The sequence below is a fragment of the Stenotrophomonas sp. SBJS02 genome (genome assembly GCF_020428325.2).
In the GTDB taxonomy this organism is placed as follows: Bacteria; Pseudomonadota; Gammaproteobacteria; order Xanthomonadales; family Xanthomonadaceae; genus Stenotrophomonas; species Stenotrophomonas africana.
In genome coordinates, this window is the sequence record NZ_CP109812.1 from 2,031,123 (window position 1) to 2,047,003 (window position 15,881).

At 66.8% G+C, this 15,881-nt stretch carries 16 protein-coding genes; 5 read left to right on the forward strand and 11 right to left on the reverse strand.

Translation table 11 applies throughout. The features are described 5' to 3' along the window. Positions 1 to 147: 147 nt before the first annotated feature. A complete protein-coding gene (locus tag FQS62_RS09630; RefSeq protein WP_208043669.1) occupies positions 148 to 1,224 on the reverse strand; it encodes an MBL fold metallo-hydrolase in 1,077 nt (358 codons plus the stop codon). A 104-nt stretch (positions 1,225 to 1,328) separates the two neighbouring features. Here FQS62_RS09630 and FQS62_RS09635 point away from each other — a divergent pair, with 104 nt between their 5' ends. Beyond that, positions 1,329 to 1,940: a TetR/AcrR family transcriptional regulator gene (locus tag FQS62_RS09635; RefSeq protein ID WP_208043670.1), complete on the forward strand. Its 612-nt coding sequence runs from the start codon at positions 1,329 to 1,331 to the stop codon at positions 1,938 to 1,940. On the opposite strand, the gene FQS62_RS09640 is transcribed toward FQS62_RS09635, so the two are convergent. Then, the gene (locus FQS62_RS09640) at positions 1,937 to 3,883 is read right to left on the reverse strand and encodes an EAL domain-containing protein (protein ID WP_208043671.1); all 1,947 of its coding nucleotides are present in this window, start codon (positions 3,881 to 3,883) and stop codon (positions 1,937 to 1,939) included. The two genes, FQS62_RS09635 and FQS62_RS09640, sit on opposite strands and share 4 nt — an antisense overlap. A 96-nt stretch (positions 3,884 to 3,979) precedes the next feature. Then, entirely contained in the window at positions 3,980 to 4,696 is a 717-nt protein-coding gene (locus tag FQS62_RS09645; RefSeq protein ID WP_208043672.1) for an SDR family NAD(P)-dependent oxidoreductase, read from the reverse strand. Between the two features lie 90 nt (positions 4,697 to 4,786). Between FQS62_RS09645 and FQS62_RS09650 the strand changes: the two genes are divergently transcribed. After that, positions 4,787 to 5,590 carry an APH(3')-II family aminoglycoside O-phosphotransferase gene (locus tag FQS62_RS09650; protein ID WP_208043673.1) on the forward strand — a complete coding sequence of 268 codons (804 nt, stop codon included), beginning with the start codon at positions 4,787 to 4,789 and terminating at the stop codon, positions 5,588 to 5,590. Here FQS62_RS09650 and FQS62_RS09655 read toward each other — a convergent pair. Beyond that, the gene (locus tag FQS62_RS09655; RefSeq protein ID WP_154348936.1) at positions 5,563 to 5,988 is read right to left on the reverse strand and encodes a DoxX family protein; all 426 of its coding nucleotides are present in this window, start codon (positions 5,986 to 5,988) and stop codon (positions 5,563 to 5,565) included. The two genes, FQS62_RS09650 and FQS62_RS09655, sit on opposite strands and share 28 nt — an antisense overlap. Positions 5,989 to 6,131: 143 nt before the next feature. Between FQS62_RS09655 and FQS62_RS09660 the strand changes: the two genes are divergently transcribed. The 3 genes from FQS62_RS09660 (at position 6,132) to FQS62_RS09670 (ending at position 8,860) form a co-directional block, all read left to right on the forward strand. Then, the gene (locus tag FQS62_RS09660; RefSeq protein WP_208043674.1) at positions 6,132 to 6,722 is read left to right on the forward strand and encodes a TetR/AcrR family transcriptional regulator; all 591 of its coding nucleotides are present in this window, start codon (positions 6,132 to 6,134) and stop codon (positions 6,720 to 6,722) included. Beyond that, a complete protein-coding gene (locus tag FQS62_RS09665; protein ID WP_208043675.1) occupies positions 6,719 to 7,753 on the forward strand; it encodes a DUF418 domain-containing protein in 1,035 nt (344 codons plus the stop codon). Before FQS62_RS09660 ends, FQS62_RS09665 begins: the two co-directional genes overlap by 4 nt. Before the next feature lie 99 nt (positions 7,754 to 7,852). Further along, complete coding sequence (locus tag FQS62_RS09670) at positions 7,853 to 8,860, forward strand: aminoglycoside phosphotransferase family protein (RefSeq protein WP_088480847.1); 1,008 nt, start codon at positions 7,853 to 7,855, stop codon at positions 8,858 to 8,860. Positions 8,861 to 9,046: 186 nt separating this feature from the next. On the opposite strand, the gene FQS62_RS09675 is transcribed toward FQS62_RS09670, so the two are convergent. The 7 genes from FQS62_RS09675 to FQS62_RS09705 all read right to left on the reverse strand — a co-directional run bounded on the left by FQS62_RS09675 (position 9,047) and on the right by FQS62_RS09705 (position 15,723). Further along, positions 9,047 to 9,934 (reverse strand): DMT family transporter, encoded by an 888-nt coding sequence (locus FQS62_RS09675; RefSeq protein WP_049449687.1) that lies wholly within the window; start codon positions 9,932 to 9,934, stop codon positions 9,047 to 9,049. Positions 9,935 to 9,966: 32 nt separating this feature from the next. Then, a complete protein-coding gene (gene murB, locus FQS62_RS09680; protein ID WP_208043676.1) occupies positions 9,967 to 11,028 on the reverse strand; it encodes a UDP-N-acetylmuramate dehydrogenase in 1,062 nt (353 codons plus the stop codon). Between the two features lie 8 nt (positions 11,029 to 11,036). Then, on the reverse strand, positions 11,037 to 12,092 hold the full coding sequence (locus FQS62_RS09685; RefSeq protein WP_057500944.1) for a quinone-dependent dihydroorotate dehydrogenase: 1,056 nt from the start codon (positions 12,090 to 12,092) through the stop codon (positions 11,037 to 11,039). A 9-nt stretch (positions 12,093 to 12,101) separates the two neighbouring features. Then, positions 12,102 to 12,872, reverse strand: a complete 771-nt coding sequence (locus tag FQS62_RS09690) for a class I SAM-dependent methyltransferase (RefSeq protein ID WP_208043677.1) — start codon at positions 12,870 to 12,872, stop codon at positions 12,102 to 12,104. A 4-nt stretch (positions 12,873 to 12,876) separates the two neighbouring features. Next, the gene (locus tag FQS62_RS09695; protein ID WP_005413144.1) at positions 12,877 to 13,161 is read right to left on the reverse strand and encodes a DUF4190 domain-containing protein; all 285 of its coding nucleotides are present in this window, start codon (positions 13,159 to 13,161) and stop codon (positions 12,877 to 12,879) included. Positions 13,162 to 13,339: 178 nt separating this feature from the next. After that, complete coding sequence (locus FQS62_RS09700) at positions 13,340 to 14,149, reverse strand: SDR family NAD(P)-dependent oxidoreductase (RefSeq protein WP_208043678.1); 810 nt, start codon at positions 14,147 to 14,149, stop codon at positions 13,340 to 13,342. A 41-nt stretch (positions 14,150 to 14,190) separates the two neighbouring features. Further along, on the reverse strand, positions 14,191 to 15,723 hold the full coding sequence (locus FQS62_RS09705; protein WP_208043679.1) for an L-piperidine-6-carboxylate dehydrogenase: 1,533 nt from the start codon (positions 15,721 to 15,723) through the stop codon (positions 14,191 to 14,193). Positions 15,724 to 15,881 lie beyond the last annotated feature (158 nt).

Here is a 15,881-nt window from a genome sequence, read left to right on the forward strand (position 1 = left end):
TTCGACCGGAATCGGGCGAGCGCTACGCTAGCAAGGGATGTAATCGGTTACATGACGCACTGCAGCGCCGCAGGCCGCTTCTGTGGTTGACGCAGCCGAGCATGGCTCGGCTCCACATGGTTTCCGGCGGGTCAAGCGCACCGCACGCTACAGCTCCACCGTCTCCCACCAGCGCGTACCCGCCTGCGGCGCCTGCATGTCCAGTGCTTCGCCCATCATCGGCGTGGCCACCGGCACATTCTTTGCGGCCGCCAATGCGGTGATGCGCTCGAACGGCTGCTGCCATGCGTGCAGGGCCAGGTCGAAGGTGCCGTTGTGGATCGGCAGCAGCCACTTGCCGCGCAGGTCCAGGTGCGCCTGCAGGGTCTGTTCCGGCTGCATGTGCACGAACGCCCAGCGCGGATCATAGGCGCCGGTCTCGATCATGGTCAGATCGAACGGGCCATACTTTTCGCCGATGGCCTTGAAGCCGTCGAAGTAGCCGGTGTCGCCGCTGAAGAAGATGCGGAAGTCGCCGTCCTGGATCACCCACGACGCCCACAGGCTGCGATCACTGTCGCCCAGTCCGCGGCCAGAGAAATGCTGGCCCGGGGTGGCGGTCAGGCGCAGGCCGTTGGCTTCGGTCGATTGCCACCAGTCCAGCTGTTCGACCTTGCTGGCGTCCACACCCCAGGCGATCAGCTGGTCGCCGACGCCGAGCGGTGCAATGAAGCGCGCGGTCTTGCCAGCCAGCTGCATCACCGCAGCGTGGTCGAGGTGGTCGTAGTGATTGTGCGAGAGGATCACGCCGGCGATCGGCGGCAGATCGTCGATGCTGATCGGTGGCGCATGGAAGCGGGCCGGGCCCATCCACTGCACCGGCGAGGCGCGCTCGGAGAACACCGGATCGGTCAGCCAGTACTGGCCGCGCAGCTTCAGCAGGATCGTGGAGTGCCCCAGCCGGAACAGACTGCGGTCCGGCGCAGCGTCGAGGGTAGCGCGGTCCAGCGGCTGCACCGGAATGGGGTGGGCCGGGACGGTGCCCTTGGGCTTGTTGAACAGGAACGTCCACCAGATCTCCGCACCGTCGCGCAGGCCCATCGCCGGACGGGGCAGGGCATTGCGGAACTTGCCATCACGGTACTGCGGCGAATCGGGGAAGTCGGGGAGGGACCAGGACTTGCAGAAGCTGTAGGCGGTCACGGCGAGGATTCCAAGCAGGAGGACAAGGAGCAGGCGCTTCATGGGTGACGTCCGCTGGGTACACTGCACAGTGTAGTTTCGCCTTCTTCAAAAGTACACTGATGGGTGTAAAATGGTGGCGTCCGTTCAGTTATCCGGTTCCCGCCATGCCCCGTGCCCCACAACGCCTGACCGACCGTAAACGCGATGCCATCGTGCGCGCGGCGGTGGAGGAGTTCCGTGCATCGGGCTACGAGGCGACCAGCATGGACCGCATTGCAGAGGCGGCCGGGGTCTCCAAGCGCACCGTCTACAACCACTTCCCGAGCAAGGAAGCGTTGTTCTCGATGATCCTGGAGGAACTGTGGGAACGCAGCGTGGCCAGCGATGCATTGCCGTACCGCGCCGACCAGCCGCTGCAGGCGCAGCTGCTGCAGTTGCTGGGCCAGAAGCTGGAACTGCTCAGCGATGCCAACTTCATCGACCTGGCGCGGGTGGCGATGGCCGAGATCATCCACTCACCGGAGCGTGCGCAGGCCGTCGTCTGCCGCATGGGTGAAAAGGAAAGCGGCGAGAGTGCCTGGATCCGCGCGGCCATCGCTGATGGCCGGCTGCGCGAGGTCGATCCGGAATTTGCTGGCCACCAGCTGCACGGGCTGGTGAAGAGCTTTGCGTTCTGGCCACAGGTGACGATGGGGCAGGCGCCGTTGAACGCACAGGAGCGTGCACGCGTGGCCGAATCGGCGGTGGCGATGTTCCTGGGGTTCTACGCGGTCTAGCTGGCGGCGAAGCGGCGGAACTCGTCGGCCGGCAGCGCGGCCGAGTACAGATAGCCCTGGCCGACATCCACGCCCAGTGCGCGCAGTTGCTGTTCCTGCGCCAGGGTTTCGGTACCTTCGGCCACCACGATGGCGCCGCAGCGGTGCGCGACTTCGACGATGAAGCGCACGATCGACTGCGACTTGGCGTCGGACAGCGTGGCGATCAGCGCCTGCTCGATCTTGACCTCGGCGATGGCCAGCTGCGAGAGCAGGATCAGGGTTGAATAGCCGGCACCGAAATCGTCCAGCGACAGGGTGACCTCGGCCGCCAGCAATTGCGCGATGTTGGCATCGACGACGTCGCGCTCGACGATTTCGGTCCATTCGACGATCTCCAGGCGCAGCATCACGCCGGGCACATCGTGCAGCTGCAGCAGTTCCTGCAGGCGCAGGCCGAAGTCGGGCAGGCGCAGTGACTCGGCCGAAACATTCACGGCGATTTTCAGCTGCGTGCCATCGCGTCGGCACTGCTGCAGGAAGTGGATGGCCGACTGCAGCGTGGCCCATTCCAGTTCAGCCAGCCGCCCCTGCCGGCGCAGCAGCGAGATCACCCGCATCGGCGCGATCAGCCGACCCTCGCCGTCGCGCATGCGCAGCAGTGCTTCGGCGCCGACCAGCTGGCGATCCTGCAGGCGATGCTTGGGCTGGTAGCACAGCGGGGCGTCGCCCTGCTGCAGCCAGTGATCAAGGGCGACTTCAATCAGGGCGTCGATCTCGCTGTCGCGCTGGATCGGGTCGTCGAAGAACACGACGCCGGATTCGATCGCACTCAGCGCCACGGTGATTGCCCGGAAGGGCAGGTGGCCATCGTCTGCCGCGGCCGGTGGCTTCAGTTCGACTACCGCGCAGCGGAACAGCGGCCGGAAGCCGGGCCAATCGCGGCCGACCTGATCGGCCAGGTTGCTGGCCAGCTCGGTGATCTGCGGTTGCGTGCGCAGTTCGGACAAGGTCAGGTCGCGCACCAGGATCGCCAGCGCGGCATCGCCGAACTGGTAGATCTCCAGTTGCCCGGCCGGCAGCGAGGGCAGCAGCCGATGCACCTCTTCGGTGCTGTCGCGCTGCCACAGGCCGTTGTCCTGCAGCGGACCGTAGCGCAGGCGCAGGTCGCGCAGGTTGCCCATCTCGGCCACGATCAGGCAGGCCTTGCCGATGCCGTCGTTGTCGCGCCAGTAGTGCTGCAGGCGCTCGCCGAGCGCACGCATGTTGGGCAGGCCACTGATCGGATCGACGCGCAGCCAGGCGTGTTCGCGCTGACGCTGTGCATCGATCTGCGCATCGTTGTAGACCAGTGCGAACACCGCACCCAGCATCAGCAGCGATAGTGGCAGTGCCAGCAGGCGCTGGATTGCCAGCTCATCCACGGGCAGCTGATGGGCGCCGATGATAGCTACGCCCATTGCCAGGCCCAACGCAGTGACGACGATACGCACGCCCCAGGCCTGCAGGATCATGCGCAGCGAGAGTTCATTGAGCATGCGCGGGTGCAGGCGCATGCGCAGCCAGACGCCTGCCAGCATCTGCAGCGTGGCCTCGAGGCCGGCCGGCAGGAAATACTGGGTGCCGACGAACTGGTAGCGGGCCAGCAGGCTCGCGCCAAGGCAGGCCAGGCCACCGCGCCAGCCGCCGAGCAGGCCGCTGATCAGCAGGATGTCGAAACCCAGGTGGAGCTTGACCACACCCTGGGTGTAGCGGGCCACGAACCAGGAATTGAACAGGTAGATCAGGCCCAGCGCCACGCCCACGTACAGGCGGCGGCCTTCAATGGCATGGCCGGCGCGGCGGGTGGCGATCAACAGCACGCCGATCATGCCGATGACCGCCGTGGCCTGCAGCAGGTACAGCGGCAGGCTGGGCAGGGCGCTGTCCAGGACCTGGGCCGAGACCCGTGAAAGCGCATCCATAGCAGGTTCCCGCCTGTGACCGACGGCCAGTGAGGAGCAGGGTAAACCACAGGCGCCCGAGCGGCCACCAAGGGCCCCGGGCCGAGGCCTCTACAGTCAGTAGCGCGGGTCGGCGATGGCCGGCAGCACCAGTTCGCGCACGAAGCCGGACGGTGACAACTGCAGCAACGCGCGCACCATTGCAACGACGTCGTGCACCGGCACCAGCTCGCCGTCGCCGCGCGCTGCGGCCTCTGCAGCTGGCACCGACAGTGCATCGTCGGTGTTGAGGTAGCCCAGCTGCAGGCTGGTCACCGCCAGGCGGCGATCGCGGAAACCCTCGCGCAGTGCATCGGCGATGCCGTTGAGTGCGAACTTGGATGCGCCGAACGCCACTTCCGGGCGGCCACTGCGCGGCAGTGCCGAGGTTGATCCGGTCAGCACCAGCTGCGGGCGTGGTGCGCCGAGCACTCGCGGCAGCAGGCGCTGCAGCAGCACCAGGGTGGCGGTGATGTTGACGTCGACCAGTTGGGTGAGCGCGGCATCGCTCTCGTCGAGGAAGGCGTACTCGTCGCTGAAGGCGGTCTCTTCCCAGATGCCCAGGTTGTGGATCAGCACATCCAGATCGGCCGGTGCCTGCGCTGCGATGTGATTGGCAGCCAAGGTAGGTTGGGACAGATCGGCTTCGATCCACTGCAGGGTGACGCCCTCGGGGCATTCAAGATCGCGCGGACGGCTGCGCGAAACGCCGATGACGGTGTCGCCCGCACTGCTCAGGCCTTCCACAAACGCCCGACCCAGGCCCCTGCTGGCGCCGATGACCATCAATTTCATGTTGCTTCCTTCCATTGCGCGCTCTGCTGGGCGGTGTGCTTCGGGATCGGCGAGAATCCGTAGGGTCCCCAGCAACAGGAGCATCCCGACATGGGAGCACCCGATCCCTTCACTGATGGCCTGCCGCTGCCGCGGGCGTGGCAGGAAGCGTTGGCCGATGCGCGCATCGAGCGGCGGTCGATCGGCGTGTCGCGTGCGGATGTTGCTCGTGTGCAGCAGCCAGGCCAGCCCGATGCCTTCGTGAAGTCGGAAGTGATCGACGCCTTCAGTGAGCTGGGCGATGAGATCACGCGCCTGCGCTGGCTGCAGGCACAGGGACTGCCGGCGCCAACGGTGATTGCCACCGCCGAAGAAGCGGGCCGGCGCTGGTTGCTGATGAGCGCGCTGCCCGGCCGCGACCTGGCCTCGTCGCCGGAACTTGCGCCGCAGCAGTTGGTGGAACTGCTGGCTGACGCGCTGCGCAGGCTGCATGTGTTGCCGGTGGCAGCCTGTCCGTTCGACCAGCGATTGGCCTCGCGCTTGCAGGCCGCCGCCGCCCGCGTCGAGGCGGGTCTGGTCGACGCCGATGACTTCGATGACGAGCGCCTGGGGCAGAGCGCACAGCAGGTGTTCGCCGAACTGTGCAGCACCCGGCCCGACCATGAAGATCTGGTGGTCAGCCATGGCGATGCGTGCCTGCCGAACCTGATGGCGGTCGAGGGGCGTTTCAGTGGTTTCATCGACTGTGGGCGGCTGGGCGTGGCCGACCGCTACCAGGACCTGGCGCTGGCCGCGCGCAGCCTGGTTCACAACTTCGGCGACACGCGTTGGGTGGCGCCGTTGTTCCAGCGCTACGGCGCGTTGGTCGACGAGCGTCGGCTGGCGTTCTACCGGTTGCTCGACGAGTTCTTCTGAGCCCGCGCATGGCTGGCGATGCCCGCGCAGATCAGGCCGCCGACCACGCTCAGGTGTTCCAGCGCGAAGAACATCGCCAGCTGCTGTTCCGCGCCGTGCTTGGTCCAGAAGTTATGCACGATGACGATGGTCAGCAGCATGAACACCGCCAGCGCGCCGCTGCCCAGCCATAGCAGGCGATCGAGCAGCAGGCACAGTGAGCCACCCAGCAGCACCACGGCGCTGGCGATGTTGAACAGCGCGGGCGGTTGCAGCCCGGCCGCCTGCATTTCGGCCACGCTGTTGTCCCACGCCAGCAGCTTGGCCAGACCCGAGGACAGGAACACCACGGCCAGCAGCAGTCGGGCGAGGAACCACAGCACGCGGCTGTCGAACAGGGTGGAGATCATCCGTGGCATGCAGCAACTCCGGGTTGAGCGTTGGGCGGGGCGGGCAGCATCGGGCCTCAACAGCGGTTGAGGTCAAGGCTGCCTGAACGAAGTCCGGTGGTGGCCGGGTTACCCTCTTCAAAATGGACGAACGTTCGTTCACTATTTATGGCATGAGCAGAATCGACCGCAATGAGCAGCGCATGATCCTGATCCTGCAAGCGGCACTGCAGTGCTTCGTCGCAAGGGGATTCCACCAGACCAGCATGCGTGACATCGCGCAGGCGGCCGGTGTCAGCCTGGGCAATCTCTACAACCACTTCCCGGGCAAGGAAGCGATCATCCTTGCAGTGGCGGTGGCCGAGAGCGAAGAACTGGCACCGTTGCTGCAGCGACTGGCCGCGTCCGATGGCGAGCGCGCACAGGTGCTGGTGTTCCTTCGGGACTTCCACGCACTCTGCCGGCAGCCGGAATGGGCGACGCTCGCCGTCGAAGTGCTGGCCGAGAGCGCACGCAATCCGGCCGTGGCCAAGGCATTCGCGGCCAATCGCAGGCAATTGCAGGCGACCCTGGCCGAAGCCCTGCAGCAGGTGGCACAGCGCGAACGTCGGCGTCCCGTGCTGGCGCCGGCACTGCAGGCTCAGGTGCTGCTGGATGCCATCGAAAGCGATGCGCTGCGTCGGGGGCTGGGCGAAGCCGATGGCAGCGATGAGGCTTCGCTGGATCCTGGCCTGCTCGCGCTGCTGCTCGGGGCGCGCGCATGAACGCCGTTGACCGGCGATTGCACGGCCTTGATCTGGCGCGTTACCTGGCGCTGGCCGGCATGGTGCTGGTCAACTTCCGCCTGGCGATGGCCGTGCCCGCAGAGGGAGAGGGTTGGTTGGCAGGGTTCTTCCATCTGCTGGAAGGCAAGGCCTCGGCGACCTTCGTCACCCTGGCCGGTCTTGGCCTGGTGCTGGCCACGCAGCGGCAGGGGTGGTGGCCGGCCAGTGTGCAGACCTGGCGGCGCGCACTGTTCCTGCTGGTGCTGGGCCTGCTCAACCTGACCCTGTTCCCGGCCGATATCCTGCACTACTACGCGGTGTATTTCGGGTTGGCGGTGCTGTGGCTGCGGGCCTCGCCGCGGGTGTTGCTGGACAGCATCATCGCTCTGGCGGCCGGTTCGTTCTGGGCGTTGCTGCACTGGGACTACAGCCAGGGGTGGAACTGGCAGACGCTGGAGTACGCCGGTCTGTGGCACTGGCCGGGCGCGGCCCGCAACCTGCTGTTCAATGGCTTCCATCCTCTGCTGCCGTGGCTGTGCTTCTTCCTGCTGGGGATGTTGCTGGCACGCCTGCAGCTGTCGCAACCGCGGGTCCAGCGCGCGCTGCTGGTACTGGGCCTGCTGCTGATCGCGGCTGGACATGGCGTGCAGCAGCTTGCGCAGGGAACGCCCTGGCAGGTGTGGTTGGGAACGCAGCCGATGCCGCCGGGGCCCGCCTATGTACTCACCGGTGCGGGCGCGGCGTGCAGTGTCATTGCCGCCTGCCTGTGGCTGACACGTGTGCGACCGGGTGACTGGATGGAACCGTTCACCGCGGCCGGGCGCATGACCCTGACCCTGTACGTCGGCCACATCCTGCTGGGCAAGGGTACGCTGGAAAGCCTGGGCCTGCTCGATGGCAGTGCATCGCTCGCGTCGGTGCTGCTCTGGGCACTGCTGTTCCTGATGCTGGCGACCGGCGCGGCATGGCTGTGGTCGTGGCAGTTCGCACGCGGCCCGCTGGAGACGGTGATGCGGCGCATCGCAGGCTAGTTCTCCGGTCCTGCCGAGGCGATGTTGTGACGGACATGTCTGTGTCGTGGTGAGCGCATCTGCGATAGTGGTGGCAGGTAACACTTTCCGCTTGCATCCATGTCATTCGCTTCGGCGCAGCATCTCGGCGAAGTCCTGCAACAATCCTATGGCATCACCCCCACCGCCGTGGTGCCACGCCCGGTGGGCGCCGACGCCAATGCCAGCGTGTATCGCGTCGATGCGCGACACGGGCAGTGGTGGTTGAAATGCCGCACCTACCAGGTCGACCCGGCCGTGTGGGACAGCCTGCATTGGTTGCGCGGCACGCTGGGGATCGATGAGATCGTCGCGCCGTGGCCGGCACTGACCGGTGGTGCGTCGGTGCAGCGCTGGGGATTGCAGTTCACCCTGTTCCCTTATGTGGAAGGCCAGTCCGGGTTCGAGGCGGCGTTGAGCCGCACGCAGTGGAAACGGCTGGGGGAGGTGCTGCGGCACCTGCACGGCGCACAGCTGCCGGTGGAACTGCAGCGGGCGCTGCCGATCGTCCGGCTGGAAACTGCGGCACTGGAGACCGTCGGGCAATGGTTGGCCGGCGAAGACCTGGCGGCCGCGAAGGACGGGCTGGGCCGCGCATTCGTTTCGGTATGGGACCAGCAGCATGCGCGCATCGCGGCGCTGCATGCGCAGGCACGGGAACTGCTCGCGGCATTGCAGGACGTGCCGGTAGACCTGTATCTGTGCCACACCGATCTGCATGCCGGCAACCTGCTGATGGGCAATGACGGTGGCCTGCACCTGATCGACTGGGATGGCCTGTCGCTGGCACCGCGTGAGCGCGACCTGATGTTCATCGGTGCTGCCGTTGGTGGGCGCTGGGGGCGCGAGAATCCGCTGGGCTTCGAGGAGGGCTACGGCAGCGACCGCGGCGACCCGCGCTGGATCGCCTGGTACCGGCATTGGCGCATTCTGCAGGACCTGATCGAGTTCCAGCAGGTGCTGCTGGGCAGCGATGGGGAGGAGCGTTCGCCGCAGTTGCGCCGGCAGTCATTGCATTACCTGGGGGAGCAGTTCGCACCGGGCAATGTGTTCGATGCGGCGGAGCGGGTGTATCGCGCACTGGATTAGGTTCTGGGCCGTTGCCAGCATCGCCCCGGGTAGAGTCGACTGTTAGTCGACTATCGCGCGCAGCGCGGTTTCTGCCCGCTCCGAACGAAAAGCAGTCGACTAACAGTCGACTCTACCTATGGCCTGTCCATGCACGACCCGTGGCTTGCCCGTGCAGGCCCCATGGCTTGTCCATGCAGATGGTTTTCATTCTGCGGGCTTGGCTGCTGCCGAGGCAGCAGCACTTGCGGCGCGGCGCGACAACACGGCCTCGCGATGGGCGATGTACGCGTTGGCGGCGAGGATGATGCCGGCACCGATGATCGTCCAGCGGTCCACCGTTTCGTTGAACAGCAGCCAGCCGCATAGCGTGACCAGCGGCAGCTGCAGGAAGCTGATCGGGGTCAGCGCCGAGACTTCGCCCAGCCGCAGCGCACGCGTCCACAACAGCTGGCCGACGGTGCCGAGCACGCCGGTGGCCAGCAGCCACAGCCACGCCATGCCGGTGGGCCAGACCCAGACGAACAATGCCGGGACCAGCGACAGCGGTACCCAGAACACGTAGGTATAGAGCACCACGGTGTCCGCGCTGTCGATACGGGTCAGCTGCTTGATCTGGATCGCCACCAGCGAGCTGAGCACGGCCGCACCGACAGCGACCAGGCTGCCGGCCGTGAAGCCGGCAGTGCCGGGGCGGACGATCACCAGTACACCGATGAAGCCGACCACAACTGCGGCCCAGCGGCGCACGCGCACGGTCTCGCCCAGCCACAGCACGGCGGCGATGGTGACGAACAGCGGCGTGGAGTACGAGAGCGAAACCGCCTGCGCCAACGGCAGGTGGCCCAGTGCCCAGAACGCGCACAGCATCGAGCCCAGGCCGATCGCACTGCGCACGAAATAGCGCGGCAGCTGCCGGGTCTTCAGCGGCGCGTGGCCGGGACGCAGCAACATCGGCAGCAACGCGAGCAGACCGAAGGCATTGCGGAAGAACGCCACTTCCTGGGTCGGCACGTAGCGCGTGGCATAGCGGATGGCCACCGCCATCAGGCCGAATGCCATGGTGCTGCCGAGCATCAGCAGCGCCGCCCGCATCGGGGTGGCGCTGGGGGAAAAGGCGGGGGTGTTCACCACTGTGCGCCGAGCAGGCGGGGCTCCGGTTCGATGGGCACGCCGAACTTTTCCAGCACCGAAGCGGAAATGCGGCGCGCCAGCGCCAGCAGCTCAGCGCCGGTGGCGTTGCCGTGGTTGACCAGCACCAGTGCGTGGCTCGGTGCAACACCGGCATCGCCTTCGCGGAAACCCTTCCAGCCGCAGGACTCGATCATCCATGCCGCCGAGACCTTGCGCTTGTCCTCGCGGTCTGCCGGGAACACGGGCAGTTCGGGGAAGTGCTGCAGCAGCACGTCGACCTGTTCCAGCGGCAGCACCGGGTTCTTGAAGAAGCTGCCGGCGTTGCCCAGCACATCCGGGTCGGGCAGCTTGCGGCGGCGGATCGCAATCACCGCGTTGGCCACGTCCACTGCGCTCGGCAGCTCCACGCCCTGTGCCTGCAGCTCCTCGCGGATGCCGGCGTAGTCCATGCGCAGATCGTGCAGCAGCGGCAGCTTGAGCTCGATGGCGGTGATCAGGTAGCGATCCGGCTGCTGCTTGAACACGCTGTCGCGGTAGGCGAAGCCACACTGTTCGTTGTCCAGCCGCACCCAGGCCCGCTCCTGGCAGTCCCAGGCCTCCACGGCCTGGATGAATTCGCCGACCTGCGCGCCGTAGGCACCGATGTTCTGGATCGGCGCGGCACCGGTGGTGCCGGGAATCAGCGCCAGGTTCTCCAGGCCGGACAGGCCCTCCTGCAGGGACCACATCACTAGCCCGTGCCAGGGCACGCCGGCACCGGCGCGGATCACCGCATGGTCGGCGCGGTGTTCAAGGAAACTGATGTCACGGTTGCCGAACACCAGCACGGTGCCCGGCAGGTCTTCGGCGATCAGGACGTTGCTGCCGCTGCCCAGCACCAGCAGCGGGCCACTGGCCACGTCGGGCAGCGCGAGCACTTCCGGCAGCAGTGCGGCATCGTGCAGTTCCAGCAGCTGGGCTGCGCTGGCCTGCACATGGAAGGTGTTCAGCGCCTGCAGCGGCGCATTGCGGGTGAGCGTCCAGCGCAGCGGGGCGTTGCCGTCGACGGTATCCATGGGCGCGCTCACAGTGGGGCCACCGCGCCGCGGCTCGGCGCTTCGCGGCGGCGGCGGATCGCCTCCACGCATTCGGAGACCAGGGCTGGGCCACGGAAGATCAGGCCGCTGTAACACTGCACCAGCGCGGCACCGGCCGCCATCTTGGCCGCCGCATCTGCACCGGACAGGATGCCGCCGACGCCGATCAGCGGCACCGATTCGGGCAGGCGCGAACGCAGGCGGCGCAGCACCAGCGTGGACTGCTCCAGCACCGGCGCGCCGGACAGGCCGCCGGCCTCGTTGGCCAGCGGATCGCCGGCCACCTTGCTGTGGTCGATGGTGGTATTGGTGGCGATCACGCCGTCCACCTGCAGCTCGCCCAGCACGCGGGCAGCGGCGTCGATGTCGCGCTCGCTAAGGTCCGGCGCCACCTTCACCAGCATCGGCACGCGGCGGCCGTGGCGGGCAGCAAGGTCTTCCTGGCGGTCACGCAGCTGGCTGACCAGCTGGCGCAGTGCGGTCTCTTCCTGCAGTTCACGCAGGCCGGCGGTGTTGGGCGAGGAGATGTTGACGGTGATGTAGTCGGCCAGCGGATAGACCTTGTCCAGGCAGGCGATGTAATCGTCCACGGCCTGTTCGTTGGGAGTGTCCTTGTTCTTGCCGATGTTGATGCCGAGCATGCCGCGGCGGTTGCGCGCGCGTTCGACATTGCGTACCAGCGCGTCCACGCCCGCATTGTTGAAGCCCATGCGGTTGATGATCGCGTTGTGCGCCGGCAGGCGGAACAGCCGCGGCTGCGGATTGCCGGCCTGCGGGCGCGGGGTGATGGTGCCGATCTCGACGAAGCCGAAACCCAGCGCGAACAATGCATCGATGTGCTCGCCATTCTTGTCCAGGCCGGCGGCCAGGCCGACCGGATTGGGGAAGGTCAGCCCGAACACCGTGCTGGGCATCGGCGCGATGCGTGCGGCCAGCAGCGGCGTGGTGCCGGTGCGATAGGCCAGGTCCAGTGCGGACAGGCCGAGGCCGTGGGCGCGCTCGGCGTCGAGCGAGAACAGGAAGGGGCGGGCAAGCGAATACATGCGTAGGTTTCAGTCCAGCGTGCCGAGGAAGGCTCGGGTTCGATATTCAAAAGCGACCTGGCCGTCGACCGCGTGGGCGGCGAACAGGTCCTGCAGAGCGTCGATCATCAGCGCGTGGCGCGGATGACCAGATTGCGGGGCATAGGAGGAGGACAGCAGGCGCCCGCGCAGGGCATCGAAATCCAGATGCTGTACGTTCGGCAGCTCCACCCTGCCGCGCAGACCGGGGCCGAACCAGGCCTGCATGGTGGCATCGTCCTGGTAGCGCTCGGCCACGGCGGTGTAGTCGGTACCGTAGTCCAGCAGCAACTGTTCGTAGCCGATCAGGAACGGACTGGCATCGAGCAGTCGTGAATTCCAATAGATCAGTGCCAGGCCACCCGGACGCAGGATGCGCTGCCACTCGGCGCGCACCGCCACGGTGTCGAACCAATGGAAGGCCTGCGCGACGCTGACCAGATCAACGCTGGCATCGTCCAGGCCGGTGGCCTCGGCGCGGCCATCGACGGCGGAAAAGTCCGGATACTGTGGCGCCAGCCACTGTTCGGCGGCGGCGCGCATGGCGGCATTCGGCTCGACCGCCACCAGCGGGTGACCGCTGGCCAGAAACTGGCGGCTGGAGATACCGGTGCCAGCACCGATGTCGGCCACCCGGGCCTCGCGGCTGACACCCATCGGGCCGTGCAGCCATTCCAGCAGGGCCGGCGGGTAATCGGGCCGGTAGCGGACGTAGTCGGCGACGCGGCTGCTGAAGCGTTCAGTGCTGTCGGAGGCGGTCATGGCGTCAGTTCGACACCGCCGCCAGCCACGCCAGGCCACCGAAGAACAGGATGAAGACCAGGATGGCGGCAAGCACGGCGCCGACCATCACCCAGCCCAGTACCAGGCCGGTGACGGCCAGGCCATCGCCTTCCAGTTCATGCGGGCGGCGGCGGATCTCGGCGCGGGCCATGTGGCCGGTGATGATGGCCACGATGCTGGCCACGAAGGGCAGGACGGTCCAGCTGGCGATGCCCATGACCAGGCTCACCACGGCCAGGGCGCTTGTCTGTCGGGGTGCCACGCTCATCGGGGTCCTCCTTGGCAGTGTGCACATGATAGTGCCTCTGCCCGGGCAATCCCATGCCCGGCGGATGCGAGGGCAGGCGTCGACCTTGGTCGACAAAGGGCAATTCAGCAGGGTAGGCGTCGACCTTGGTCGACGAAAGGCATGCCAACCAAGGTTGGCGGCTACCCGAGTGCCGGTGTCAGCCCATCAACACCTGGCCGCCATCCACGTTGAGCACGCTGCCGGTGACCCAGCGCGCCAACGGCGAGCACAGGAACAGGGCGGCATCGGCGATCTCGCGCGGGTGGCCGAAGCGACCGAACGGGATCTTCGCCAGCGTACCGTGGTACAGGGCGGGATCTTCGGTGCGGCGGCGGTCCCAGAGGCCGTCATCGAACTCGATCGACCCCGGTGCGATGGCATTGACCCGGATCCTGTCCTTGGCCAACGCAAGGGCCTGCGAGGTGGTGTAGTGCGAAAGCGCGGCCTTGGCGGCGGCGTAGGGGGCACCACCGGGGCGCGGCTGCTGCGCGGCGATCGAAGAGAGATTGAGAATGCAGGCGTCACTGGACGCACGCAGCCAGGGCAGGGCCAGACGCGAGGCACGCACGGCGGCCATCAGATCGATCTGCAGGCTGGCGGCCCAGCCGTCCTCGTCGTCTGCCATGCCGTAGCCAGTGGCGTTGTTGACCAGCACATCGATGCCACCAAGTGCATCGGCGGCTGCCTGCAGCCAGGCCTGGATCTGGCCGGGATCGGCCAGATCGGCGGAGAATGTGTGCAGTTCGAAGCCCTGCACCCGTGCATCGGCACGCAGGGCATCCAGACCGGCCTGGCCGCGCGCGCAGACCGAGACCTGCGCACCGGCGCCGGCAAATGCCAGTGCCATTTCACGACCGATGCCCTTGCTGCCGCCGGCGATCAGCACGCGGCGGCCGGTGAAATCAATCACCGGCTTGTCAGCCTGTAGCGCCGAGCCATGCTCGGCGGCACTTCCTGCAGTGTTCATGGCCCGTCCTGTCGAGCATGGCTCGGCACTACAAAACAGCGTTACAGGTCGAACTTGATGCCCTGGGCCAGCGGCAGCGAATCCGAATAGTTGATGGTGTTGGTCTGGCGACGCATATAGACCTTCCACGCATCCGAGCCGGACTCGCGGCCACCGCCGGTGTCCTTCTCGCCACCGAAGGCGCCGCCGATCTCCGCACCGGACGTGCCGATGTTGATGTTGGCGATGCCGCAGTCGCTGCCGGCCGCCGACAGGAACTTCTCGGCGGTCTTCAGGTTCTGGGTGAAAATCGAGGACGACAGGCCCTGCGGCACGCCGTTCTGCATATCGATGGCTTCGTCGATGCTGTCGTATGGCATCACATACAGGATCGGCGCGAAGGTCTCGTGCTGGACCACGGCGTCGCTGTTCTTCAGGCCCGAGACAATCGCCGGCAGCACGAAGTTGCCTGCGCGGTCGATGCGGGTACCACCGGTTTCGATGGTGCCGCCGGCGGACTTGGCCTGGGCGATGGCATCGAGGAACTGCTGCACGGCGCCATCGCTGTTCAGCGGGCCCATCAGGTTGGCGGCATCGGTCGGGTCACCGATCTTGCCTTCCACCTGCTTGTAGGCTTTGACCAGGGTGGCCAGCACGTCGGCGTAGATCGAGCGGTGCACGATCAGGCGGCGAGTGGTGGTGCAGCGCTGGCCGGCGGTACCGACCGCGCCGAACACGATGCCCGGCACGGCCAGCTTCAGGTCGGCGGTTTCGTCCAGGATGATGGCGTTGTTGCCACCCAGCTCCAGCAGGCAGCGGCCGAGGCGGCGTGCGACCTTCTCGTTGACGGTGCGGCCGACCTGGGTCGAGCCGGTGAAGCTGATCAGCGGCACGCGACGGTCATCGACCATCTTTTCCGACAGCGCAGTGCCGGCATCGTTGATCAGGAAGAAGATGTCCGGGAAGCCGGCTTCGCGCAGGGCGTCGTTGCAGATCTTCAGCGAGGCGATGGCGGTCAGCGGCGTCTTGTTGGACGGCTTCCAGATGCACACGTCGCCGCAGATGGCGGCCAGGAACGAATTCCAGCTCCACACCGCGACCGGGAAGTTGAAGGCCGAGATGATGCCGACCAGGCCCAGCGGGTGGTACTGCTCGTACATGCGGTGGCCGGGGCGCTCGGAATGCATGGTGTAGCCGTACAGCATGCGGCTCTGGCCCACGGCGAAATCGGCGATGTCGATCATCTCCTGCACTTCGCCATCGCCTTCCGGCTTGCTCTTGCCCATTTCCAGGGCGACCAGCGAACCCAGGGCGTCCTTGTGCTTGCGCAGTGCTTCGCCGCACAGGCGCACGGCTTCACCGCGGCGCGGGGCCGGCGTGGTACGCCAGATCTTGAAGGCTTCCTGGGCGCGGGCGACGACGGTCTCGTACTCGGCCTCGGTGGTCGCGCGGACCTGCGCGATCGGCTCGCCGGTGGTCGGGTTGACCGGGGTGATCAGCTCACCGCTGGTCGCGCTCGACCACTCCCCGTTGCCCAGGTACGTGCCAGCGTTGATCGCGTCGAGGCCAAGGGACTTGAGCAGCTCGGAAGACATGCAGACTCCTGTGTTTCGTTACGTTGTTTGGCGCCATCGCGGGCAGGTGGGGGACGCGATGAACAGAACCGCCGATGGTAGCAGAGGGAGGTGGTTGGGCTTTGGTGCGGTGCGGGGTGGAACCGCACCGATAGGCCATCCCTGTACGGGGTGCCTGT